Origin of the sequence: Chryseobacterium vrystaatense (genome assembly GCF_000737765.1) — a bacterium.
GTDB lineage: Bacteria > Bacteroidota > Bacteroidia > Flavobacteriales > Weeksellaceae > Chryseobacterium > Chryseobacterium vrystaatense.
On sequence record NZ_JPRI01000007.1, the window covers coordinates 162,106 to 185,014 of the forward strand.

20 protein-coding genes are annotated in these 22,909 nt (G+C 37.8%); 9 read left to right on the forward strand and 11 right to left on the reverse strand.

The window, feature by feature from the left end:
- Positions 1 to 147: 147 nt before the first annotated feature.
- Both IW16_RS17680 and IW16_RS17685 read right to left on the reverse strand, forming a co-directional pair.
- Complete coding sequence (locus IW16_RS17680; RefSeq protein ID WP_034747391.1) at positions 148 to 882, reverse strand: YggS family pyridoxal phosphate-dependent enzyme; 735 nt, start codon at positions 880 to 882, stop codon at positions 148 to 150.
- Positions 879 to 1,598: an AAA family ATPase gene (locus tag IW16_RS17685; protein ID WP_034747395.1), complete on the reverse strand. Its 720-nt coding sequence runs from the start codon at positions 1,596 to 1,598 to the stop codon at positions 879 to 881. Before IW16_RS17685 ends, IW16_RS17680 begins: the two co-directional genes overlap by 4 nt.
- A gap of 1,370 nt (positions 1,599 to 2,968) precedes the next feature.
- Here IW16_RS17685 and IW16_RS17695 point away from each other — a divergent pair.
- Positions 2,969 to 3,304, forward strand: coding sequence for a DMT family transporter (locus IW16_RS17695; protein WP_034725086.1), 336 nt, complete (start codon positions 2,969 to 2,971; stop codon positions 3,302 to 3,304).
- A 193-nt stretch (positions 3,305 to 3,497) separates the two neighbouring features.
- On the opposite strand, the gene IW16_RS17700 is transcribed toward IW16_RS17695, so the two are convergent.
- Together IW16_RS17700 and IW16_RS17705 are read right to left on the reverse strand one after the other, a co-directional pair.
- A complete protein-coding gene (locus tag IW16_RS17700) occupies positions 3,498 to 4,469 on the reverse strand; it encodes a DUF6268 family outer membrane beta-barrel protein (protein WP_034747400.1) in 972 nt (323 codons plus the stop codon).
- A gap of 4 nt (positions 4,470 to 4,473) precedes the next feature.
- Positions 4,474 to 4,908 carry a hypothetical protein gene (locus tag IW16_RS17705; RefSeq protein ID WP_228376959.1) on the reverse strand — a complete coding sequence of 145 codons (435 nt, stop codon included), beginning with the start codon at positions 4,906 to 4,908 and terminating at the stop codon, positions 4,474 to 4,476.
- 193 nt (positions 4,909 to 5,101) lie between these two features.
- On the opposite strand from IW16_RS17705, the gene IW16_RS17710 reads away from it, so the two are divergent.
- Positions 5,102 to 6,178 carry a sensor histidine kinase gene (locus tag IW16_RS17710; RefSeq protein ID WP_034747402.1) on the forward strand — a complete coding sequence of 359 codons (1,077 nt, stop codon included), beginning with the start codon at positions 5,102 to 5,104 and terminating at the stop codon, positions 6,176 to 6,178.
- The gene (locus tag IW16_RS17715) at positions 6,175 to 6,897 is read left to right on the forward strand and encodes a LytR/AlgR family response regulator transcription factor (protein ID WP_034747404.1); all 723 of its coding nucleotides are present in this window, start codon (positions 6,175 to 6,177) and stop codon (positions 6,895 to 6,897) included. Before IW16_RS17710 ends, IW16_RS17715 begins: the two co-directional genes overlap by 4 nt.
- A 38-nt stretch (positions 6,898 to 6,935) precedes the next feature.
- Here the strand turns inward: IW16_RS17715 and IW16_RS17720 are convergent, their stop codons facing one another.
- The 3 genes from IW16_RS17720 to IW16_RS17730 all read right to left on the reverse strand — a co-directional run bounded on the left by IW16_RS17720 (position 6,936) and on the right by IW16_RS17730 (position 8,851).
- Positions 6,936 to 7,334: a YybH family protein gene (locus IW16_RS17720; protein WP_034747406.1), complete on the reverse strand. Its 399-nt coding sequence runs from the start codon at positions 7,332 to 7,334 to the stop codon at positions 6,936 to 6,938.
- A 2-nt stretch (positions 7,335 to 7,336) separates the two neighbouring features.
- Positions 7,337 to 7,963, reverse strand: coding sequence for a class I SAM-dependent methyltransferase (locus IW16_RS17725; protein ID WP_034747408.1), 627 nt, complete (start codon positions 7,961 to 7,963; stop codon positions 7,337 to 7,339).
- A gap of 153 nt (positions 7,964 to 8,116) precedes the next feature.
- Positions 8,117 to 8,851, reverse strand: a complete 735-nt coding sequence (locus IW16_RS17730) for a DNA-formamidopyrimidine glycosylase family protein (RefSeq protein WP_034747411.1) — start codon at positions 8,849 to 8,851, stop codon at positions 8,117 to 8,119.
- A gap of 70 nt (positions 8,852 to 8,921) precedes the next feature.
- Here IW16_RS17730 and IW16_RS17735 point away from each other — a divergent pair, with 70 nt between their 5' ends.
- On the forward strand, positions 8,922 to 10,277 hold the full coding sequence (locus tag IW16_RS17735; RefSeq protein ID WP_034747654.1) for a deoxyguanosinetriphosphate triphosphohydrolase: 1,356 nt from the start codon (positions 8,922 to 8,924) through the stop codon (positions 10,275 to 10,277).
- A gap of 173 nt (positions 10,278 to 10,450) precedes the next feature.
- Here IW16_RS17735 and IW16_RS17740 read toward each other — a convergent pair whose 3' ends face one another.
- A complete protein-coding gene (locus IW16_RS17740; RefSeq protein WP_034747413.1) occupies positions 10,451 to 10,831 on the reverse strand; it encodes a Fur family transcriptional regulator in 381 nt (126 codons plus the stop codon).
- 126 nt (positions 10,832 to 10,957) lie between these two features.
- Between IW16_RS17740 and IW16_RS17745 the strand changes: the two genes are divergently transcribed.
- From IW16_RS17745 to IW16_RS17765, 5 genes are all read left to right on the forward strand, one after another.
- Positions 10,958 to 11,659, forward strand: a complete 702-nt coding sequence (locus IW16_RS17745) for an ABC transporter ATP-binding protein (protein ID WP_034747416.1) — start codon at positions 10,958 to 10,960, stop codon at positions 11,657 to 11,659.
- A 246-nt stretch (positions 11,660 to 11,905) separates the two neighbouring features.
- Complete coding sequence (locus tag IW16_RS17750) at positions 11,906 to 13,324, forward strand: DUF3526 domain-containing protein (protein ID WP_034747419.1); 1,419 nt, start codon at positions 11,906 to 11,908, stop codon at positions 13,322 to 13,324.
- 4 nt (positions 13,325 to 13,328) lie between these two features.
- A complete protein-coding gene (locus IW16_RS17755) occupies positions 13,329 to 14,798 on the forward strand; it encodes an ABC transporter permease subunit (RefSeq protein ID WP_084694579.1) in 1,470 nt (489 codons plus the stop codon).
- Between the two features lie 11 nt (positions 14,799 to 14,809).
- Positions 14,810 to 16,999, forward strand: coding sequence for a TonB-dependent siderophore receptor (locus tag IW16_RS17760; protein WP_034747425.1), 2,190 nt, complete (start codon positions 14,810 to 14,812; stop codon positions 16,997 to 16,999).
- A 102-nt stretch (positions 17,000 to 17,101) separates the two neighbouring features.
- The gene (locus IW16_RS17765) at positions 17,102 to 17,296 is read left to right on the forward strand and encodes a pinensin family lanthipeptide (RefSeq protein ID WP_131327928.1); all 195 of its coding nucleotides are present in this window, start codon (positions 17,102 to 17,104) and stop codon (positions 17,294 to 17,296) included.
- Positions 17,297 to 17,474: 178 nt separating this feature from the next.
- Here the strand turns inward: IW16_RS17765 and IW16_RS17770 are convergent, their stop codons facing one another.
- Genes IW16_RS17770 through IW16_RS17780 form a run of 3 tightly spaced genes read right to left on the reverse strand, consistent with a single transcriptional unit; the run spans position 17,475 to position 22,900 of the window.
- Positions 17,475 to 19,388 (reverse strand): lanthionine synthetase LanC family protein, encoded by a 1,914-nt coding sequence (locus tag IW16_RS17770; protein ID WP_034747430.1) that lies wholly within the window; start codon positions 19,386 to 19,388, stop codon positions 17,475 to 17,477.
- Positions 19,366 to 20,241 (reverse strand): thiopeptide-type bacteriocin biosynthesis protein, encoded by an 876-nt coding sequence (locus tag IW16_RS17775; RefSeq protein WP_034747433.1) that lies wholly within the window; start codon positions 20,239 to 20,241, stop codon positions 19,366 to 19,368. The genes IW16_RS17770 and IW16_RS17775 overlap by 23 nt, the downstream gene beginning before the upstream one ends.
- A 1-nt stretch (position 20,242) precedes the next feature.
- Positions 20,243 to 22,900, reverse strand: coding sequence for a lantibiotic dehydratase (locus tag IW16_RS17780; RefSeq protein ID WP_034747437.1), 2,658 nt, complete (start codon positions 22,898 to 22,900; stop codon positions 20,243 to 20,245).
- Positions 22,901 to 22,909 lie beyond the last annotated feature (9 nt).

Here is a 22,909-nt window from a genome sequence, read left to right on the forward strand (position 1 = left end):
TATGAAAGCCGGGTATTATTACCTATGTGTAAAAGTAATAAATTCTATTGAAATACTTACCAATAGGGGGTTGTGGAAATGATAATGCTAAATAAAAAATCTACTTTCAAAAAAACAGATTCATGTAGGTATAGATTCAATCAGGGCTTACAGTTTCTCTTCATTCCAGTAATAAGAATCAGGATACACTCTCGCTCCAAAAACTGCTGTTCCCACTCTCACAATCGTAGAACCTTCTTCAATCGCGGTTTCCAGATCACCGCTCATTCCCATAGAAAGTTCTTTCATTTCTACGTTGGGTATATTCTGACTGATGATTTCCTGCTGGAGGTTTTTCAGAATTTTAAAACAATGCCTTACTCTCTCTGTTTCTGCACTGAAAAGACCGATCGTCATCAATCCTTTGATCTTCAATGTACTGAACTCCGAAACTTTGCGGGTTAATTCTACAGCATCGTCGGGGTGTATTCCAAATTTGCTTTCCTCATTTGAAGTATTTACCTGGATCAGAACCTCAATGGTTTTTTCTTCAGATAAAAGCCTTCGATGCAGTTTTTCAGCAAGTTCCAGACGGTCGAGAGACTGTACACAGGCTACATCGTACTTTAAAATGTCTTTGACCTTATTGGTCTGCAGATGTCCTATGAAATGATTTTCATGCGGAGTGTCTTTCAGAGCTTCGTATTTATCTTTCAGTTCCTGAACTTTATTTTCGGCAATTAAAGTTTCTCCGTTTTCTAAAGCCGTTTTGATGTTTTCCGCAGAAACAGTTTTAGTAGCCAGCAGTAATCTGACCTCATCAGAGTTTCTTCCTGCTTTGTCACATGCTTTTTTTATTCTGTCGTTGATGATTTCAAGATTATGGAGGATGTCTTCTTTCATGGTTGTGTAATTTCCTGAGATTCGAGTTTTTTGATCAGTTCCGATTTTACGGATGTATAGGTGTGGTCTTTGGCTTCAGCAAAAGAAATATGATACTTGCGGTCTACATTTCTCAGGTCTTCAGGAAATTTAGACAATAGGTCGTCATAGAAAGTATCGAGAAACTCATTGGTGGGCAATTCATAGTTGATCTTCAGCTGGAAACGTCTCAGTAAAGCAGTATCAATGATCTCTGCATGATTGGTTGCACAGAGGAGCAGGGCATTTTCGGGATAATAATCGATCAGTTGGATCAATGTATTCACGAGCCTTCTCATTTCTCCCACATCCTTGTCATCACTTCCTCTTGCTTTTCCGATCTGATCCAGTTCGTCCAGAAAAAGGACAGATCTTTCTCTTGCGGCTTTATCAAAGATCATTTTAATATTCTGGGAGGTTTCCCCGATCCTCGAAGAAACAATATTGCTGAGATTCAGAATCAGGATGCTTTTTCCTAAAGCATTGGCAACGGCTTTTGCGGTCATCGTTTTTCCGCAACCGGAATTCCCCTGCAGAAGAATCTTATTGTTCACAGGAAGACCGTATTCCTGCAGTTCTTTGACATAAGTATGTTCTTTGATAAGCTGTGCCAGCTGATCTCTGTTGTTCTTACCGAGAAATACATCGTTGAGGGTTACTTCCTCCTTATCCTGAATGATGAGATTATACAGATTCATATTAAAAACTAAAAAAATTCTTATCACCACAAAGATAAGGCTTTATTGAATGAGGGCCGGGGACCTGAAACAGAATAATCGGGTAGGCCAGCGATAGGGGTAGGGGTGGAAGGATAGGGGTGTTTAAAAATTCCCACTGTGAGTACGGATGAAATGTTTAACCGAACAAGAAGTAGTTAATCAACGAGAGCTTCGGGATCTTAAGAGTAAGTTTAATTTCAGCGATAGATTCCGGCTTTTAATTTTTGGGTCATTTTGTTTCAAGACAAAAAAACATCAGAACTTCAGCAGTCTTATTATTTATTTTCAGTGCTTTAAAAAAAATGGTTTATCCATGTTTAGCAAAGGATTTTCTGATATTTCACAAGAAAAGCCGAACAATTTGTTCGGCTTGACTATTTGGATATATAAAATTTGCTATGAAATTCAATTTTAGAGGTTATGTTTTTAGGCCCTTTTACTCCAATGAGTAAAAGAGCAGCATCTGAATATTCAGATTAAAAACATAAACAATACAATTAATATAGATGTTCTATAAGATGACCTTATTTAGAACTTAGTTTCTTTGCTCTCTTTTTACTGTCATAAAGTAAGAAGCGAATACTACTACACATGTTGCGATTCCGATGTAAGTTACCATTTTTGTTTTATTTAATTATTTGGGATTATTTTATCAACTTTCTAATTGCAATATTACAGTTTTCAAATCACGTGCCAAAGTAAATAATCATGATGTATATCAGTGCTTTATGTGTTTATTATCTTAATTTTAACAGAGTGTTTGTTTACAAAAAATTAATATGTTTTTAGGAAATTATTAATATCTTTATTGTCTTATCTGTAAAAAATTAAAAAATCGACAATGGTTTGAACACTTCTATATTGGAGTTGATAAAACAAAAAATAAAGAATGTGCTGCATAATATTCGCTTTAATTCTTATTTTAAGAAATAAAATTTAGGGAGGTTGCGGGATTTTGATGTTAAGAAAACTTATTATTTGGACTAAAATTTTATTCCTGAATTTCTAAAAACTGACAAATTTTGTGTCATCAATTTGAAACTTTTGTCACATACCTATGAAATACTGACAGCTTTTAAAGTCCTGCTGTCAGACTTTTTATGACAGAAATATTTCTCAGACCTGTAATTGACTTAAAATAAATGCTTTGAAAAAAAAGCAAATGTATCAATCGCTACCTGAGCGTTTTGTCATACGGGAAGCCTTATTTTAGTGTTCAGGAAAGGATAGAGACAGGGCCTTAATTTGAAGCTGAATTTAGAAACTGGAATATCATTCAATGTCGATTTTGTCAGCCGTTTTCCGGTGAAAAGAAACAGCTTTTGCGTACTTTTGTACAAAACAACCTTATGGGACGAAGTTATATCTTTCTTGCTTTAGCCATTATCTTTGAGATCATTGCTACTACTTTTCTGAAGAAATCAGAAGAATTTTCAAAACTTTGGCCTTCCGTGGTTACAGTAGTAGGATACGCTGCTGCATTTTACTTTCTGAGCATTACGCTGCGCCATATTCCGGTAGGAATCACGTATGCCATATGGTCGGGTGTTGGGATTGTTTTTATAACCATGATCGGAATCATTGCATTTAAACAGGTTCCGGATCTGCCGGCAATCATAGGAATTGCACTCATCGTTATTGGGGTTATTGTCATTAATGTGTTTTCAAAAATGGGAACACACTGAGTTTTTAGTGGAAAGATTTAAGAAAGTAAAGAATTTGTCGTACTGTTCAATAGAAGTGGGCTTTAGCCCACTTACCTAAAAATAAGAAACATCCATTGGCTTTAGCCAAAATTTAAAATATGGTCATGGAAACCTTCAGAAATTATGGTTTTGTTTTTTCCAGAGCTCTTTAAAGGTTTCCAGAAAGTTAAAATCATTTTGCTCTAGGCTTTCCAAAAGGATTATAAGATACTCCGACATTGAAATAGAATGAGGGTTTATAACTGGCTTCAAAAATATAGTCCTTAAAAGACTCCTCCTTATCAAAAACTCTTGCACGGGGAACCGCTCTGATTCCCGTTTTTAAAGCACCTATAAAATTGCCGCCGAGATGATGCTCGTAAATAGCTCCGGAATTGATCTCCAGCTGACGGAATTCATAGGTCCTGTTATTCTTGTACAGATAAAAAGAGGTATTGTCCATTTCTGTTCCAAGAGAAATTCTGCCGTTAGCAAAAATGTCTTTTCTGACCAGTAGTTTTTTAGGAAGCAGGATATCAAGCACCCAGCCATTGTTGAATTTGTTTTCGTACGTAAAAATGGGAAGGATAGGAACCTGAGAACTGGGATCAATCAAACCGGCTAGTCCTACAACCATTTTTACTTTGGGTGTAGCTTTTAAAACTACAGAAGCCGTCACCATTCCTCTGATTCTTTCAAAATGCTGATCACTCCCATCCACAGAAGCTGTCGCCGTGTAGATAGCTGTTTTATTGAACAGTTTAGAAAAATAGTTGAAATTGACCGCTTCAGAATGATAATGAAAATTATTCTTTTGATTTGCTTCAGCAGTAATAGGTTCCTGTGTGTTAAATGAGGTAAACCTGTAGTTCAGAGATGTACTGAGCAGCCAGTTTCTTTTTTTTACAAAATAAATATTAGTACCGGCCTTCAGCTGCTGAAAGCTTTTCATTTTGTTTTCAGGCAGATCCTTTCCGTCAAGTTTTGATGAAAACTGAAAAGGCGCGGTTTGGCTAAAATCAATATACAGGTCCCTGTTCTGCGGGAATTTGTCCGCAATAAATGCTCTCACTTTAAGCGGAATGCTGTCTCTTTTTTGAGCATAGGCAATATTCTTTAATGGGAATATTGCAAGGGGAAGAAGGGCTCTTCTCAGTGTTTTCATAGTTTTATTTTAAGGGTTTGATCACGGATTGGAAAAAATTGAACAGAAATATCCTGTCATAAAATATCTCTATGCTGTTTTCAGTGATGAAATCAGTGTGATGAGCAGTATCATGAATAGGATCTTCTTCCACGAAGACAAACCAGAGCTCTTTAAGTTGGTTTTGTCTTTTAAACTCTTCAAAAGCATTCCAGTTGAATGGCGTAAAATGTTTGAGATCATAAAATAAAATTCCCTTTTTAATTCCATCTTCTTCTATAATATTAATAGGATGATGGATGTAACTTAAAATTCTGACATGAGAATGATAGCATTCCACAAAATGATGAAGGTCTATCAGCTGAATTACTTTTTCTTCCTGTTGTGATTCTGTCATATAAAAGCATTCTAAGGTTATTTCTTCGGTGAGTTCCTGAAAAACGGCTAATTCCATAAGCATAAAAAAAATTGAACTGGACAAAGAAAGAGAGAATAACACCGCACGAATTTTTTTTTATACCAAATGGCATTTATTTTATACGAAATCCAAAAGCTTTTTAAATTGGTATAAAAAAATACGGGGTTGGTATAATATTATAGGTATTCTTTACGTTATTCTCTATTTTTGTCTGTATTAAAACTCACAGAATACTATGGAAAACGGTGCAGAAAGATTTAGGGAAACGCTGGTCATGGACTTTCTGGTAGAAGACCGGTTCAGACTCCGCAGGCATGTACTGTTCCTTATTTTCTTCTTTTTTCTGCTGTACAGTGCACGATTCTGGCACTGGTATTCGGGAATCCATCAGTATTATGTTTTGTTATTCGTGTATACGGTCCTTATCGGAATGGTGTACATTAATATATATGTCCTGGTGCCTAAGTTTTTCTTTAAAACAAAATATATTACCTATCTCGCCTTACTCGTACTGATGGGAGTTGCAGGACTCAACATGATTGGCTACAGTTTTAAATTTTTCTTTGAAGATTTCAGAATAGAAAATATCAGGAAAGAAGGAGATAAAGGAAGTATTTATGAAGGGGTTCTGATGTGTGTGCCTATTATTCTGACCACTACAACAGTGAAGCTGCTTCAAAAATGGATCCATGACTCCAAAAGAATTACGGAGCTCAATAATCTTACCTTGCAGATGGAACTGAATGAACTTCGCAACCAAATCAATCCGCATTTTCTGTTTAATATGCTGAATAACGTAAAAGCTCTGACCAGAACAGATCCGGAAAAAGCATCTGTTGTGATCGTTAAATTGTCAGAATTTCTCCGGTATCAGTTGTATGAGAATGGCGAAGAAAAAACGTTATTGGTTTCTGAGATTGATTTTCTGTCCAATTTTCTCAACCTTGAAAAGATCAGACGGGATCATTTTTCTTTTGATATCAATGCAGAAACAGACAACAGAGCGATAAAAAGTACTTTTATTCCCCCGAATTTATTTACCACCTTTGTTGAAAATGCTGTAAAACACAGTGTGGATATCAGCAGTTCAGAATCTTATGTGAAAATAGATATTGGGGTAGAAAACAAAACGCTTCATTTTACCTGTACCAATTCCATGAACCCGAATCTTACCATATCTAATGCGAATTATGGTGGATTGGGACTGGCTAATATTAAAAGAAGACTTGAACTTCTGTACAATAATAAATTTGAACTTGATATTATTTCTGGGCCGAAAGAATATACTGTTAATTTAAAAATTCCTGTATGAATTGTATCATCGTAGATGACGAACCTCTGGCAAGAGCAGAAATGCGCTCACTGATCAATGAAACGTCAAAGACCGAAATCCTTGGTGAGTTTTCCAATGCACCTTCCGCCCTTGACTTTCTTAAAACCAATGACGTAGATCTTATTTTTCTGGATATCGAAATGCCAATGGTAACAGGATTGGAGTTCGCAGAGATGCTTCCGGGGCAGAGCCTGATTATTTTTACTACAGCATATGCGCAGTATGCTTTGAAAAGTTATGAGCTTGATGCCATTGATTATTTGTTAAAACCCATCGAAAAGCAACGACTCGAAAAAGCAGTTAATAAAGCCCTTCTTTACAAGGAGCTGCTGTCTAAGGATACCGTAAAAAATACAATAGAATCTAATACTAAAGATTTTTTGTTTATAAAAGCAGACCGGAGATACTATAAAATCAATTTTACAGACATTAAATTTATTGAGGGTTTAAAAGACTATGTCGTTATTTATACCCAGCACCAAAAGCTTATTACAGCTATGAATTTAAAAACCATACACCAGAAGATTCCATCCGATTCTTTTGTTCGGGTCAGTAAATCGTATGTGGTCAACATTGATTATATTGATTCATTCGACAATCACAATATCTATATCAATGATTCGGAAATTCCTTTGGGAGAAGTATATAAAACTGCTTTTTTTGTCAGATATTCAGGCGGCTCATTAAATCCTGAATGATAAGGTATTGATCAACCGCCCTTGCCTGTTGTAGGATTTTAATCTTCGAATAGGTGTCCGGCAAAAGGATTGTCTACCAGCCATAACCAGATTCCTTCCTCATTTTTCTTCATCATACAGGTGGTTGCTCCCTTCATTTCGATGGGGGTTCCATCAGGTGAAAAGGCTTTTAGCATCCATTGATCAACCCATATTGCGAGATCGCCGACAATGGTAAGCTTTTGTTTGTTTCCCTGTATGTCCGGTTTCCAGTTGCAAAGATGTTCCAACGGTTTTTTTATATTTTCGGGTCCTGAAATTTCCTCGCCGTCCCGATCAATATAGATGGCTTCCTGGTCAAAACAGCTTAATGCACCATCCAGATTACCCGTGACGATACAGTGTCTGAAATATTTTACGGCACCTGCAGGATGGGTTCTGTCAAAATTTTCTGTCATTTTTATCTCTTTCGTCCTGTAAATCTGATCACTGATCCTGTTCCGTTATGAAATAAACCCTCATTAAGTTCTACTTCTGTTTCTTCAAGTTCAATAATATCGTAGTTGGGGAAATCAGCCTTGATCTCATCGATCGAAAATAATGATCCAATATCTTTCGGACCACCCACTTTTTCGTTTTTCAAAACATAGTCAAGATGATTTTTACTAAAAGCTTCAAAAATAACCAGTCCTCCTTTGCGCAGATACTGATCCAGCGCTGTATGAATAAACGACTTGATATCAGCAGGGAAGTGAGCATAAATAAGAGCAATAACTTCAAATTGTTCCGTATGGAAATCCAGTGTTTCCATCTCGCCCACCTGATAGTCGATCTTTACATCATTATTTTTTGCAAGCTGCAGGGCTTTGTTTTTTCCCTCTTCACTGATGTCAAAAGCAGAAACTTTCCAGCCAAGCTTTGCGGCGAAAACCGCATTCCGTCCTTCACCTTCAGCAGGAAAAAGGATTGTTCCGGGAGTGAGCTTCTCCAGTTGTTCTTTTAAATAATTATTGGGTTCTGTACCGTATGCGAATTCGTCACTGCTGTATCTTTCATTCCATCTGTCTAGCCAAATGTTGTCGGTCATGGTATAAGGATTTTAGTTTTGTTGTTATTATGGATTCATCAGTCGACGATGAATCAGAACATATTGAAGGCCCAAATATAGGAAGTTTCCAACCTTTTCCGTGAATGTAAAAAACACTGTTCAAAATAGATTCTATAAATGAGCTGTAAAGAACTAATAAAGTTTTTGATCCTTTTCACAGTAAAAGCTTCGCCGTTTTCCCAATCCGGTTTGTTTTTTTACCAGTTTTCCGCCACATTTCGGACAGATCTTTCTGGTGTGAACCTGCCAGTGTTTCTTTAAAACAAATTCCCTTTTCCATTCAAGAAAGTCAAAACTGTAATTTCTGGCTTCAGCAATCAGCTCCTTCAGTTTTTTGGCGGGTAATTTGCCAATCAGGCTTTCAGGCTGAACACCAATTCTGAACAGAACTTCATTTTTAATGATATTTCCAACTCCGGAAAATATATCCTGATCCATCAAAGCATCGCAGACCATCATCTCAGGTTTGGATTTCAGCTTCTTTTTTGCTTTTTCAGTATTCCAGTCATCACTCATAATATCAGCTTCCCAATCGATCGAGGATAAAAATTCAAGGTCTACAGATTTTACCGAACAGGTATAAAAGTACATACTTCGGGTTTCGAAATGGAGGGATAAACGCAGACTTTTATCTGGTTTTGTCTGTTCATCAATGCTATAGGATCCGAACATGAGTAAATGAATCCGGACTGCCATATTATCGAAAACAAGATAAGTCTGCTTTCCGAAAGTACGCACCTCATGAAGGGCTTGCCCAATCAGTGGTTCCTTATCGAATTTGGCATTACTTGAAGCTTCTGTCACGGTATTCCCGACAAAAGGCAGCAGGTTTTCTTTCATTAAAAGTATGGATGGACCTTCAGGCATGGTTTTGCTTTTCAATAAAAGTTCAAATACTATTCCGTAAAAATAAAATTTGGAGTAATTTTGAAAAATGATGAATTTAAACCAGATTTACACGAATCAGCGTACAGGGAATAACCCACATACTAAGGCTTCAAGAACTGATTTTCAGAGAGATTTCGACAGAATTATATTCTCTTCGGCATTCAGAAGGCTGCAGAATAAGACCCAGGTTTTTCCTCTTCCCGGAAGTGTTTTTGTACACAACAGGCTGACGCACTCGCTGGAAGTTTCGTCAGTAGGGCGTAGTTTGGGAAGTATTATAGGAGAATTTATCTTTGATACTTATAAAAATGACCTCACAGAAGATTCCAAAAACTTCTATCTTCATAATTTAGGAAATGTGATTGCCGCTGCATGTTTATGTCATGATGTAGGAAATCCAGCATTCGGACATTCAGGGGAAGATGCCATTGCCAGCTATTTTGAAAGAAATGAAAAAGACCTGAAGCAGAAGTTCAATGAAAAAGAATGGGCGGATCTGGTGAATTTTGAGGGAAATGCCAATGCGATAAGAGTTCTGGCTCAACGTCAGCAGGGAAAAGATGAAGGAGGAATTCAGCTGACTTTTTCTACACTGGCCAGTATAGCAAAATATCCATGTGAAGCTGTGGCCAAGAAAAAAGGAATCATCCACAGAAAAAAATTCGGGTTTTTCCAGAATGAAAAAGATATCTTCCTGGAAATTGCAAAAGCAACACATTTAATTGTCGAAAACGAAGAACCTTATATATTCAAAAGACATCCTTTCGTATGGCTTGTGGAAGCAGCTGATGACATCTGCTATAATATTATTGATATGGAAGATGCCCACAGATTGGGAATCGTATCCACGTCAGACTGCGAAAACCTGTTCTTTGAACTGATCAGATCCGAAAGCAGCGATATGGATAAGGTGAAAAATAAGCTGGCTTCCATTTCCAATGAAAATGAGAAAATTTCCTATCTGAGAGCGAAAGCCATTAATGCGCTGATCAACAAATCCCTTGAGATTTATAAGCATAATTTTGAAACTATTCTTCAGGGAAATCTGGACAATGGACTTCTGGATATTTATAAATCCGAAAACCGTGCCCTGCAGGATATCGAAGCATTCTCCATCGAAAAGATCTACAATCACAAAGCCGTAGTAGAAATTGAAAATGCCGGATATAATGTAATGTATGAGCTTCTTGACCATTTTATTCCTTCCATTCTGAAACCTGAAGACGAAAGAAAATCTTATGATAAAAAAGCACTGAAGCTCCTGCCGAAACAGTTTGTTTATGAAGAAGGAACAGACTACCAGAAGGTGCTTGGCGTCATTGATTTTGTATCAGGAATGACAGATAATTTCGCAACCGATCTTTACCGAAAAATTAAAGGAATTGATATAGGAATGACCGTGTAAAATATCAGGATACAACCCAGTCAATTTCATCTCTTGGAAGATTCAGAAAGGGAAAATGACTTTTATATCTGTATGAAATTTAGAGTATTAAAAAATGATAAAAGCGGGCTTTAGCCCGCTTTTATCATTGATGCATCCGATCTGTATCAGATCGGACATATAATTCCTGAACATTACTGACAGTTTGGACATATTCCGGAGACTGTCAGATTGATCTTATGAACCTTATAGCTTACAGGTAATTTAATTTTCGGTTCCACATCCTCTACACACGTCACTGTCTTACACTGTTCACAGCTGAAATGCAGGTGATCGTGATGGTGGATTTCCGTGGTGCAGGTATGACATTCCGCGTACTTTATGGTGCCGTCAATATCTACTACTTTATGGATGATGCCTTCATCCATTAATCGTTCAAGTACTCTATAAGTGGTTACGCGGTCGCAGAGTCCATCCAATAGAACCTGCAATTCCGCATGAGACAAAGCAACTCCGGATTCGTGGATGAGCCTTGTTATTTCTTTTCTCGCTATTGTATTTCTAGACTGTTTCATGATTTCTGAATAAATTTCAATATAATTAATGCCATATTGTTGCAGTAACAAATATAATCTTTATTTTTGAAACATTATTGCATTAAAGAAAGCGATAGAGCATATAAATCAAACACTATATAGGTTATGATCAGGATTGAAAATACTAGTAAATCATACAACGGGAAACAGGCTGTGACAGGGCTTTCCTTATCAGTAAAAAGGGGTGAGATCTATGGACTTCTCGGTCCGAATGGAGCAGGAAAATCCACGACAATGAATATGCTGCTGGGTTTCTTACAACCCGATTCGGGAATAACACTCCTTGATGGGATTGATACTGGTGCAGAAGCAAAAAAGGCAAGAGCTATAACAGGTTACATTCCTGAAAATGTGAATCTTTATCCCTATTTAACGGGGCTGGAGAATCTTTATTATTTCTGCAAACTGGCAGGTAAAAATTACAGTACAGAAGAACTTTCCGATATTCTTACCGGTTGCGGACTTCAAAAAGATTCACATCATAAGAAAGCAGGAGCTTACTCCAAAGGAATGCGCCAGAAAGTAGGTATTGCCATTGCCTATGCAAAACAGGCAAGGGTGTATTTATTGGATGAACCGGCAAGTGGTCTGGATCCTCTGGCCAGTAATGAACTTTCTGCTTTACTGAAAAAACTGGCGGAAGAAGGTGCTGCCATACTCATGGCATCTCATGATATTTTCAGGGTCAGAGAAACCTGCAGCCGTATTGGAATTCTTAAAAGCGGGATTTTAGTCAAAGAAATGAATACATCGGGAGTAACGGCAGGGGAGCTAGAGACGATATATCTGAATTATATGCAGGGCTGATTCTGTTGGGTATCCTTAATTGTTCTTCCTAATTCACACAAATTTTATCCTCATTATTGAAGCAAAAAAAATATTAAATTATTTAATGCAACAATAGTGCATTATTTAAAAATATGATTACTTTTGCTACAATGTTGCAATAGCTGTTTTAGAAAAGCTATTTTATTCTGTTTCCTTATTACGTATGAGATTATTGAAGTTCAGATTAAAAGAGTATTGCAGGGTGAAATGATCAAAAGTGAATGAATGACTGATTTAAAGATAACGTTTTTAGTGGCTAAACATGAGTTTAGAGCGTTTCAGGAAAATGGGCTGAAAATATTTGTACTGTTTTATGTGCTGATGGTTTTGGGAGTTTGGGGAAGCAATTATGTACAGCTTAATATTTCTTCTGTTAAAAACAGAGAAGCTAAGGAAGCTATTGATAAAGAATGGAAAGATCAGGACCGGAGCAATCACAGTGCCGCTCATTGGGGTACTTTCCTTTTTAAACCTGTAAGTTATCTTTCCCTTCTGGAATCGGGAACAGCCATTTATTCTGAAAATTATTATAGAGTAGAGGCGCATAAGCGTCCACAGATACATTCTAACAGACTGCCGGATCTGGAGGCTTTTATGAGGAGACCAGACCTTAATACTGCATTCTTTTTTCAATGGTTGATGCCATTATTTGTTATTGGTTTAGGATTTTCGTGCATCTCATCCGAACGGGAGAAAGGGTTTTTGAAACTCTTGTCCGTGCAGGGTGCTTCTTTGGGACATCTGGTCTGCGGAAAATTCATAGCACTTTATCTGGCAGTTCTGTTATTTACCGTTCCTCCATTCGCTGTTATTTTGACAGGTCTGGTTTTTGAAAACGAACCTTTCAACCATTTGGTGAGGGCCTTATGCTGGTTCAGTTTATATGCTGTCTATTTCTTTCTTATTTGTGGAGTGGTTCTCTTAATCTCTGTTTTCAGCCGCTCGTCGTGGTCTTCGCTGATGACGAATATTACCGTGTGGATTCTTTGTATTCTTCTTATTCCAAAATTCAGCAGCTCAGCAGCAGACGGTACATACCCGCTTCCTTCCTACCATGAATTTGAACATAACATCAAAACAGGGTTCGACAAAGGACTCGGTGATGATGGCACTTACACGGTAAGATCTGAAATGTATCTGAATAAACATCTCAATCAGTTTAATGCCAAGACAATCAATGAACTGCCGGAAAATATCCGTTTTGCTCTTGATCTGATACAGGCTGAAGCATATGAAAATAAAGTGAATCGTTTGTATTCCGGACAGATTGAAAGAAAATTTGAACAGCAGCAGCAGTTAATGGATTATATGGGAATTATCAATCCGTTTATTGCGGTACGACAATTATCTATGGGCTTTACCGGAACTGATGTGTACCATCACATAGATTTTTTCAACAAAGCTGAGCTCTATAGAAATGATATGATGAACAGGTTGAATAAAAGAGAATTACAGCTTGCTGTTTCAGATCAGAACCACGAAAGCAATAGAAACTTCTACAAAAGCCTTCCGGACTTTCATTATGAATATCCGACTGCCGGAGATGTGATCCTGCATCATATCATTTCGGTTTTGTCATTGCTGTTCTGGATGATCCTTTTGATGCTGTCCTTCAGATTTATTATTAAACGAAATAATTTTTAAACCAATGAAGGATAATTTTAAGTCAATGAAGGATAAGATGATGCTGTTAGTATACGAATGGAAACATATTTCCCGGCAGCCCGCGGTGTGGATCCTGTTTTTTTTCTTCTTTGTAATTGGAGGTTACGCCATTTATTCAGGAAATGTATTGACGCGAAAGAAACTGGCTGCGATTGAGGAGGCAAAGAAAGAATTCGCCAAAGATTATCATACTGCGCTTAAAGCTTTTGCAGATACTGGAAGTGTAGACAAGAAACAGCAGGCGGACAATGCAGGGAATCCATACGTTATCGATTACAGATATCCACGTATTGCTTATGATAGGCCGTATCCTTTAACGGGTCTGGCAGCTGGCATAAAAGATATCACTCCGGTTACAGAAAAGGTAAATTATTATATAGATTATGCCGTTATAGACAGAGAAATGATCAATCCTTCCATACTCTTTGAGGGGAGGTTAGACCTGGTATATGTCAATTTGTATTTAATACCGTTGCTAATCATTGTTTTGGTGTACAACACGATCTCTTCGGAAAAAGAAAAGGGAATCAGTAATCTTTTGATCGTTCAGGGAGGGAGCTTAAAACGGATCCTTTTTGGAAAACTTCTGACCCGTCTGATCATGGTTTTTTGGGCATCTTTAATTTTGAATGCTTTGGGCATGGTGCTTTCTCCGTCAGGTTTTCCATCGGCAAAGGATGCTTTTCTTTGGTTCTTTTTACTGTTCTCGTATTGTGTTCTCTGGATATCTATTGGTTTTGTGATTATCTCTCTGGATAGAAACAGTGTGTTCAGCTTGTTTTCTTGCATGGGATCATGGATTTTTTTACTACTTCTTTTACCATTGATTATTAACAAGACGGCACAATGGCAGCATCCTTCTGATCTTAAACTTCTGGACCTTGAAGAAAAAGACAGACACATCAGTGATGAAGTATGGGCTATGAAACCTAAAATGGTGGTCGGCAGTTTTTACCGAAACTTTCCGGGATATGCCCCAGCGTATCGTCCTGCAGATACCCTTGATAATCAAAATGATGCTTTTTTTGCAGGATATTATGACATCAAACAAAACCGGATGAAAAGAGTCATCGATTCTTTATGGGATGGAGATAAAAAAGCTAATCAAACCGCATACCGGCTCATCAGATATAATCCTGTTCAAAGTACAGAACACCTTTTTACCCTTTTAGCACGCACAAGCCGCTCAGACTATTCAGACTATAAACAGGACGTCAGCGATTTCCAACGCAGATGGCAGACTTATTTCTATGACAGGGTTTTCTCGATCAAAAACGGAAAAAGAACACTGTCTAAATTCTCACCTGAAGAACTGAAAAAACTACCCGTTTTTACCATTAAACATCATGAAGTCAGAACAGCAGAATTCATTTATGGTATGTTGTTTCTGTGGCTTGTAAGTATAGTTTGTTGGGCCGGAGGATTATTAATGATCAGAAAATTTAAACAATAAATATTGAAAAAATGAAGAAAAATTACGTCCTGCTGACAGCAGCCCTTTTGGGGACGTTTTCTTTGGTCCGGGCGCAGGAAAAGAAAGATTCTCTGTCTGCAAAGAATATCGATGAAGTAGTATTAACCGCCATGAAGCAGATCAAAACAGACAGTCTTTCCGGAAATCTGAAACGGAATGACAGGCTGCTGGAAATTCCTCAGAATATTGTGAGTATTAAAAGCAACCTGCTCAATCTTCAGGGCGCGTTTGATGTTCAGGATGCGCTTAGGAATGTAAGCGGGATTTATATCGGCGATGCTACCGGAGCAGGGAATGTCTTTGCAGGAACCTACAATACACAGTTAAGAGGATTTAGTCCAGTCAGTACTTTCAGGAATGGATTGCCTTCTTTTGCCGGGGGGCTTTCGCAGGAAGATGTTGCTTTAATAGAGCAGGTGGACGTCATCAAAGGGCCGGCCGGATTTATCAATTCGATGGGAACCGGTGGCGGATCTTTGAATATCAATACGAAAGCTCCCCGGTCCGTCCGAATTGGTGAAGCCAATATAGCGGCAGGAAGTTTTGGATTCTACCGGGCTGCTGTGGATCTGGGAAGTGCTGTAAAAGACAAAGGGTTCTCTTTTAGATTTAATGCTGCTTATGAGTCACAGGGGTATTATGCTGATTATGCAAAACGGCGGAAATTTGTAGTTGCCCCTGTTATTCAATATAATATCAGTAAAAATACATTCTTTCTGGCGGAGTGGAATATGATCCTGGGAAGAGCGCTGGAATCAAGTAATTTTATTCAGTATGAAACAGAAACTACGGTACAGAAACATCCGTGGAAGGCTAATTATCAGGGTGATCCAAACCTACCCACTTCCAGGCTTAATGAACATTACGGAAGATTGGTGTTCCATCATAACTTTAATGACCGTTGGAAAATAGTTTCGCAGTCTTCCATTAAAAGTACACCATTGGACCAGTGGAGCCTTTTGGGAGGGACGGCCAGCTACAATCCGCCAATGTTTGATGACGAAGGCAATGCACTCCGTTCCAGTTTCAGAAATAAACAAAAATATCTTACCTATAATACGCAGCTCTTTGTAAGCGGAAGCTACAACATCACTCCAAATATTGTTCATACAGTACTTGCCGGAGCAGATTTTAACAGCAGCAAAAGTGATACAGAACATATTCAGGGAGCTCATGAATTTGTCTTTAACCGAAACCTTCTGAACTATGGGATAGACCGTGATCTGCTGATTGAGCCCGAAACGGATGATCAGATTGATTATACTACGTCGAAAGATAAAACGTTAGGAGGCTATGTATACAATAATTTTAAATTCTGGAACCGGCTGTTTGTTGATGCAGGATTCAGGTACAGTAAAAACACGCGGGACCGCTATCTTAAAGGACCGTATAATCCGGACGGTGAAAACAAAACTTTTAGACATCATGCATTCAATCCCAGGGTTGGGGTAACGTATATGATTCAGAAAAATTTCGCTGCCTACTTCTCGTATGATCAAAGTTTTGATCCTATGGCGGGAACCGATCCGCAGGGTAAAGAATGGAAACCTCTGGAAAGCTATAATACGGAAATTGGGCTGAAAAAGGATTGGTTTGAAGGACTGTTATCCACTTCAGTGAGTGCGTACAGAATTATCAGGAACAATTCATTCTCGCAAAATCCTGCCACCGGACTTATGACCCAGCTTAATCAGGTAAGAAATAAAGGAATCGAGATCGATGTGATCGGTTCTGTTTATCCCAATATCACGCTGACGGCCAATTATTCATATATCAATTCTGTATACTCAAAAGATCCGTACGCGTCGGAGCTTGTTGGGCAAAGGTTTTCAAGTGTGCCGAGACATCAGATCAACACATGGGTAATGTACAAATTCCAGAAGGGAAAACTCAACGGACTTTCTCTGGCGTTGGGGGAGACGGCTGCATTAGTCCGCGAAACAGACGTGCCCGGAGTGCGTATTCCCGATTTTGTAAAATTTGATGCCAGCATCATGTACCAATATAAAAAGTGGTTTGTCCGCGGGATTTTAGATAATCTGCTGAATAAACGATATATCACCGATGGAAATGTAAATGCGAGATATAACGCAGACTGGACTGCGGTAGTAGGAGAGAGGTGGATGTACAAAGAAAGTAATCCCTTCAATTTTAAATTGCAGTTCGGGATTAAATTTTAACATTTAAATGCAACTTTGTTGCAATAAAAAATGTATCTTTACAACAAGGGAAAGCCGAAAACCTTAAAAAGAGTAGGCCCAATTAAAAAATGTTTTATTATTATGGAAAACAAGAAAAAATTAAAACTTAACATCGAAGATCTTAAGATTGAAAGCTTCGTAACAGCTCTGGACAAAGATTTGTCTGCGAAATTACAGGGTGGTTTAGGAATTTCTCCTGCAGGAGAACATGATCATCCTACTCATACAATAAAAACTCAGGACAGACTTCACGTTTGCGGAACTGTTCAGTGTTAATTCGGGAAAGAGAATTTCAGGGCTGCTTTATTCGTAAAGCAGCCTTTTTTTGTACCTTGAATTTCCGTCACAAAAGCCGTAAAGTTTTAATATCCTTTTAACTCCAGTGAATCTTCGATTTTTGTTTTACATAAAATAGTTTACACAAATCTTTTGTAGGATAATTTTATTTCCTTTGTTACTCAGCAATTCTTATGAAGAAGTTGTTCAGCAACTCCATAATCTGTTCATATAACTTTTCTTTCATCACTTCTTTTTCTCCTTCCAAATAATGAAAATGCTGTGTCAATTCTTCTATACTTAATGGATTTTCTAACAATTGAAGGATCAATGCTGGAAAAGGCTCAAGCAGAAGGTGAAATATTTCCTGATCTGTACTATAAAAAACGTTTGTATATGAATCAGGCTCAGAATGCTTGTGATTTTCTTCTTTCCAGTTCCATCGGGATTCACACAGATCAATAAAAGGTGTACGGACAAAACGCTTGTTCCGGAGATTAACGTCCGAATTTTCTGAGAATTCAATTAATTCCTTTTTCAGTATGATCAGCCGGGTTTGAAAACAAAGGGTTCCTTTATGTTTCTTGCGGATATTAATTTTAAAGGTTTCAAACTGATAGATATCCAAAACAAAAACAGCATCATTCCTGGTTAGAGTTTTTATGATATTCAATACGTTATCTCCAAATTCTTCAATATTGTTGGCACTGTAAATGGATTCCTGCGGTGTGATAAAAGTATTTAAAACCTTAAGTGTTTTGGGATAATAACGTTCAAAAAACACTTTTTTTACTTTGATATTTCTCAGGATAGGTTGAGTTCCTGTTTTATGCTCAGGCAGTTCCGGATGAAGAATAGAATTGAACGTTGTACCTTTTATAATTTGAAGTACAGAAAGTCCGATTCCCGCGGTACCGGTCATGAGACCGAGGTCCTCACTCTTTTGAACGCCCCATTCAGAATGCCCGTGATTCCTGCTTTTGTTTAAACCTTCCTGAACAATTGCTGTAGCGAGACCTAAGGCTTCTTTGTTTCTAAATGTTTCTTTATACTGCAAAAGAAAATCTGAGATTCCACCATAACCGCTGAATAGGATGTGGTTTTGTTTGGATCTTGTTAAAATATCCTTTTTACATCTTTCAAATATTTTTTTGCAGTCTTTTTTATAGGTAGGATTATCCGTTATCATGAATGCTGAAATTCTTGCATTGCCAATCCCGCAGGCTCCATGGGCCCAGGCATTAAGATTAAAATCTTCTTTAAGAAAAGTGCTTTTATGCCAATCGAACAAATCGGGAAGTCTATTTTTTGATTCTTCCCATCTCAGATCCATCCAGTTGTTTTGAGCTGAATCATAATAGAGGTCTTCGTAACGGAATGCCTGCTCGGCCAACCAAATGAATTCATCGCTATTAAAATACTTTCCAAGCTGCAGCAGAGTAAAAGCAATTCCCGAATTGCCATGTGAAAATCCACATAAAGCATCCATCGAAAGCAGACTGTTTCCCCATTTGATCCCGGATTCTGCCACCAGCGATTTTTCCAAAAGAGTAGTGACCAAAACCACGATATCATCACACAATTTCTGATCTTGGGTACAATGATAAAGGGTACAGACAGCTATGATAATACCTGATATTCCAATCAGCATATCCTCAGTTTTTTCTGCCAGAATTTTTTGTCTGTAAAAATCATACACTTCAGAAGCTTGTTGAAGATATCCTTCATTTCCGGTGACCCGAAAAAGCTCCAGACCCAAATAAATAACGCCGCTTATCCCATCGTAAAGACTTGGATTTAGCATATTGTTGTGGGTGCAGTAATGGTATATTTTTGCAAAAGCTCCTTCTGCAGTTGTCAGATCATTTTTCTTTCCGGCATGTTCATAAAGGGCCAGGAAGAACCATGCGATACCTGCCGTTCCATTCCACAATGAAGGGTTGAACGTCAAAGAAAATGTTCCTGTATTTTGGTTGTGGGAGTTTGTTTCCCAATAAAAACCGTTTTTGTCCTGCTTCATTTTTGACAGGAGAAATTCACTTATTTCATCCAATCCTGATTGCAGCCCGTTAAGTTCCTGGTTGGTTATCATAGTTTTGTATCAAAGGGATGGTTTGCTTAATTAAAAAAAGTAGGTAGGATTCTTCAGAATTGATGATCCCTAAACGGTTATTGGTCATGTGAATAAAGCTGAGAAATGCTTCGTTCAGGGCATTTTCGGGTAATTGAGACTGAGTATATTCTTTCCAAACCTCATGATTTACTTTAAGAAATTGAAGGATAAAAGGATCCGTTGTAGTGTCGAGCGCGGTCCAAAATTCTGAGACCCTTTCATATAATAAAGTTTGATAGACCTCAAACTGCTGTTGAAAAGCCGACAAAACTCCCATCCTGTTTTGCTCCTCTTCATCCGCATCTTTGGAAACAGGGAGCGGTAACCAGCTCTGGATAAATTGATCACAGAGCTGCTGACTGTAAATTCGTGATAATCCCATCCCTTTAAAAAATGCAAAATGGGTTTTAAGAGCCAAAAGGTATCTTTCGGACGCTGTTAATGAACTGTTTTGCACTAAATTATGCAGAACCAACCGGGATGATGCGTCAAACTGACTTTCTGCAAAGAGAATGGTATCTGCATTTCCATACCTTTTTGTTTCGGGAATATATAGAGCTTCCTTTACTGTAAGATTAACTCCGTGATGTTTTTCATAAACTGAGATCTGATCTTTTAATACAGAGATAAATACAGAAGATTCTTCATCAGATAAAAGCAGCCGTAACCGGATATGATAACCGTTTTCGAAATAACGGATGAAGAAAAACTTTACTTCTTTTTTCAGCTTTTCTTCGATATTCTCAAGTGATGGATGTACAATTTCTTTCAACAGACTATCTGCATCACCATTATAATACAGATACCAGGTATTCCAGATTTTCTTCATCATATTAAAAATTATACCATTGGATCAAATGTTCGGCGACTCTTTCCTGAGAGCTGTTCACAGAGGGAAGGGCTTCTTCCAGATAAATATGAGATCCGGCCCGATTGAGTAGTTTGGTAAACAGATTAAAAAGTAAAGGCTGTTCAAAACCTATAAACTGAGGTTTGTAATCATCCCTGGTTCCCGTCGTTTTTTCGGATGAATGATCTTCAGGAATATAGGAAGACTGCAGATACAGAAATACTGAAGAAGGCAGGTTGTTATCCAAAATCCACTGGTGGAAACGTAAAAAGTAAATACTGTCATTTTCATCTTTATTTTTTTTGGGAACAGTAGTTAGACTGATCAGCCACCCTTTACGGCGGAGTATAAGCTTCTCTTCAAAGACAACCCGTGGAAATATCTTAATATTTTCCTCTTTATATTGTTTTGAGTAATGATGATCAATTGACCGGATAAGTGGGAAATAACTTATGGATGTACAGGGGTTGAAAAGAGACATAAGCTGATAAAGATTGGACCTGTTTGTGATGGTTTCCAGACACAGGTCGAATGCATAGATCTCTTTATTCAGGACATTGTCTATCAAGAAGAGCGTATCATTATTTGAATGATAACCAACAGATATCCGGTCCAAGGGAATTTGCTGGGATTTTTTCATTTGTGTATTAGAGGCAGGCATTTTTACTTCATGATCCAGCAAAGGCGGATGAATATTGGCATTAAAACTGGAATCATCATTCAGTTCAATGAGTAGGTGATCCGGAAATAAACGATTGTTGTGCTCCTTGTGTGCTTCTGAAATTTCAGGGTCAAATAAATGAAGAAACCTGCCGCTCATCTTTCCCATTCCCTGCATCAGTCCATTGACAACAGCTTTTGTACCCGTTTGTGATTCCTGATCAAAAAACTGGAGAAAGGCTGATCCGGTTGGAGATGAATGACTGGATAAAGGAAGATGGACTAAACTATTCTTCTGAATATTGATCTCATCAGTCTGCGGGCCGTTCTGCTGAAGATCTTTCCAAAATACATCAGACCATAAGTCCACTGAATCCAATTGATTTTGATCTTTTTTTTCAGATTCATTTTGATGACGGTAATAGTCATGGTAAAAAGTCATTAGCGGAATACTTTGATTTTTGCTGTATTTTGAAATGAAAAAGTTTTTGGCGTTGCTTTTCTCCTTGCCCCGGATATCAAATGAAGTTAGACCGTTCGTCAGATCGGATAACAATTGTCCCAGGTCGCGAACCGTACTTTCAGAAACCGGATTGATCTGACCGGTGTATGTGTCCTCATAAATAAATCCTTCCTGACGGTAGTCAACCGGTAAATAAGGTAATTTTTCAAAACCATGTCCATTTCTATACTTTTCAAGGATCAGATCAAGTATCTTTTTTATTTCTTCTTTCGGAAGCTTTACGATATCTGATTGGTTTTCAAGTTCTGAAATGGTGCTGTCAAATAGCTTTGAAGTATTTTTCAAAAGAATTTCCCGTTCTGAAATTGCAGCTGTTCCAAATTTATTTTTAGCCTTCTGTAGATTTGAAACAAGTTCGTAAAGCTTTGTGACAGCCTCATTGTTTTCCTTATGTTGTTTTAGAAATGTCATCAGATAAATATCCCAGTCCGGATCAATTTCGGAGCATTCCAGGGTGAGTTCCAGAAATCCTGAATCGATCAGCTTTAAAACATAATGCCTTAATTCTGAAACATCCGCTTCAATGTGATTTGAAAGAAGCTCAATGAAAGAAGACAGCGAGATACTTTCTTCCGAACCGTTGATTAATTCTTTGATATACTGATTGACTGCAGTGGCCTGAATTTCCTGAAAGACTTCAATATTAGCACAATTCATCAGAAATTTGAAACGGCCATCATGTTCGGTCATGCTGCTATTGGTACTGACAAACAATAAACCCTGAAGATCTGAATGTCTTTCCATCAGTTTTTTAATGCGTTTCAGCAGTTTATTATTCAGCCGTATTTTGCAGTCTATAGTTTCCGGAACTGACGAATGATGCAGCTCTTCATCACCTGTCATTTTGGTTATCCCTAAGTAAGTGAAGGTACTGAATGGAGACGTTTTATAAGCCATCCGGGTGAGGTAACGCAGAACACTGAATTCAATCCGCTCGGTGTCTTTGTTGAGTGATTTCACACCGGTATTGGTAAAGCTGTCCAGCTGATCATATAAATCTTTACTGGAAAGCAGCACTCCGTTTCTGAATGGATATTGTCCGGTCAGTTTTTGGATATCCAGTCTGTGGGACCATAAATGATCATTGAAGTTCTTTTCCCAGTGCTGTTCATATTCTTTATATTTTGCGACAGCATTCTGCCATTCTTCCCATGAATTTTTGAATGCATTAAAAGTTTCTGAGGGTATTTTTTGTGCTAAAATATCTGTGTTTTGCCTTCCATTGTATACCGAACGTTTAAGATTCAGAAGAAGCTTTCGTTCCAGATCATCAGAAGACTGTTCAATCAGGGTATAAAGTTCATCGCATAACTTTTTATTGCTGTTCTTATGATCCTCGGCTGTCATTTGCCACTGATTCAGCTGATCACCAATTTCCGGAATTTTCAGTGTATTTAAGGTTTGTACAGGTAGTGCGGCAAAACGTGTAAAAATATAGGGTAAAATAGTCAGGCTCATGTTCAAAAT

Excerpts from the sequence above, each read along its gene's own strand:
- IW16_RS17715 (WP_034747404.1), top strand. The coding sequence starts at position 6,175 with ATGAATTGTATCATCGTAGATGACGAACCTCTGGCAAGAGCAGAAATG.
- IW16_RS17755 (WP_084694579.1), top strand. The coding sequence starts at position 13,329 with ATGAAGGATAATTTTAAGTCAATGAAGGATAAGATGATGCTGTTAGTA.
- IW16_RS17735 (WP_034747654.1), top strand. The coding sequence starts at position 8,922 with ATGAATTTAAACCAGATTTACACGAATCAGCGTACAGGGAATAACCCA.
- IW16_RS17770 (WP_034747430.1), bottom strand. The coding sequence starts at position 19,388 with ATGATAACCAACCAGGAACTTAACGGGCTGCAATCAGGATTGGATGAA.
- IW16_RS17710 (WP_034747402.1), top strand. The coding sequence starts at position 5,102 with ATGGAAAACGGTGCAGAAAGATTTAGGGAAACGCTGGTCATGGACTTT.
- IW16_RS17745 (WP_034747416.1), top strand. The coding sequence starts at position 10,958 with ATGATCAGGATTGAAAATACTAGTAAATCATACAACGGGAAACAGGCT.
- IW16_RS17695 (WP_034725086.1), top strand. The coding sequence starts at position 2,969 with ATGGGACGAAGTTATATCTTTCTTGCTTTAGCCATTATCTTTGAGATC.
- IW16_RS17765 (WP_131327928.1), top strand. The coding sequence starts at position 17,102 with ATGGAAAACAAGAAAAAATTAAAACTTAACATCGAAGATCTTAAGATT.
- IW16_RS17685 (WP_034747395.1), bottom strand. The coding sequence starts at position 1,598 with ATGAATCTGTATAATCTCATCATTCAGGATAAGGAGGAAGTAACCCTC.
- IW16_RS17680 (WP_034747391.1), bottom strand. The coding sequence starts at position 882 with ATGAAAGAAGACATCCTCCATAATCTTGAAATCATCAACGACAGAATA.
- IW16_RS17725 (WP_034747408.1), bottom strand. The coding sequence starts at position 7,963 with ATGACCGACAACATTTGGCTAGACAGATGGAATGAAAGATACAGCAGT.
- IW16_RS17720 (WP_034747406.1), bottom strand. The coding sequence starts at position 7,334 with ATGACAGAAAATTTTGACAGAACCCATCCTGCAGGTGCCGTAAAATAT.
- IW16_RS17760 (WP_034747425.1), top strand. The coding sequence starts at position 14,810 with ATGAAGAAAAATTACGTCCTGCTGACAGCAGCCCTTTTGGGGACGTTT.
- IW16_RS17775 (WP_034747433.1), bottom strand. The coding sequence starts at position 20,241 with ATGATGAAGAAAATCTGGAATACCTGGTATCTGTATTATAATGGTGAT.
- IW16_RS17740 (WP_034747413.1), bottom strand. The coding sequence starts at position 10,831 with ATGAAACAGTCTAGAAATACAATAGCGAGAAAAGAAATAACAAGGCTC.
- IW16_RS17700 (WP_034747400.1), bottom strand. The coding sequence starts at position 4,469 with ATGAAAACACTGAGAAGAGCCCTTCTTCCCCTTGCAATATTCCCATTA.
- IW16_RS17750 (WP_034747419.1), top strand. The coding sequence starts at position 11,906 with ATGACTGATTTAAAGATAACGTTTTTAGTGGCTAAACATGAGTTTAGA.
- IW16_RS17780 (WP_034747437.1), bottom strand. The coding sequence starts at position 22,900 with ATGAGCCTGACTATTTTACCCTATATTTTTACACGTTTTGCCGCACTA.
- IW16_RS17705 (WP_228376959.1), bottom strand. The coding sequence starts at position 4,908 with ATGCTTATGGAATTAGCCGTTTTTCAGGAACTCACCGAAGAAATAACC.
- IW16_RS17730 (WP_034747411.1), bottom strand. The coding sequence starts at position 8,851 with ATGCCTGAAGGTCCATCCATACTTTTAATGAAAGAAAACCTGCTGCCT.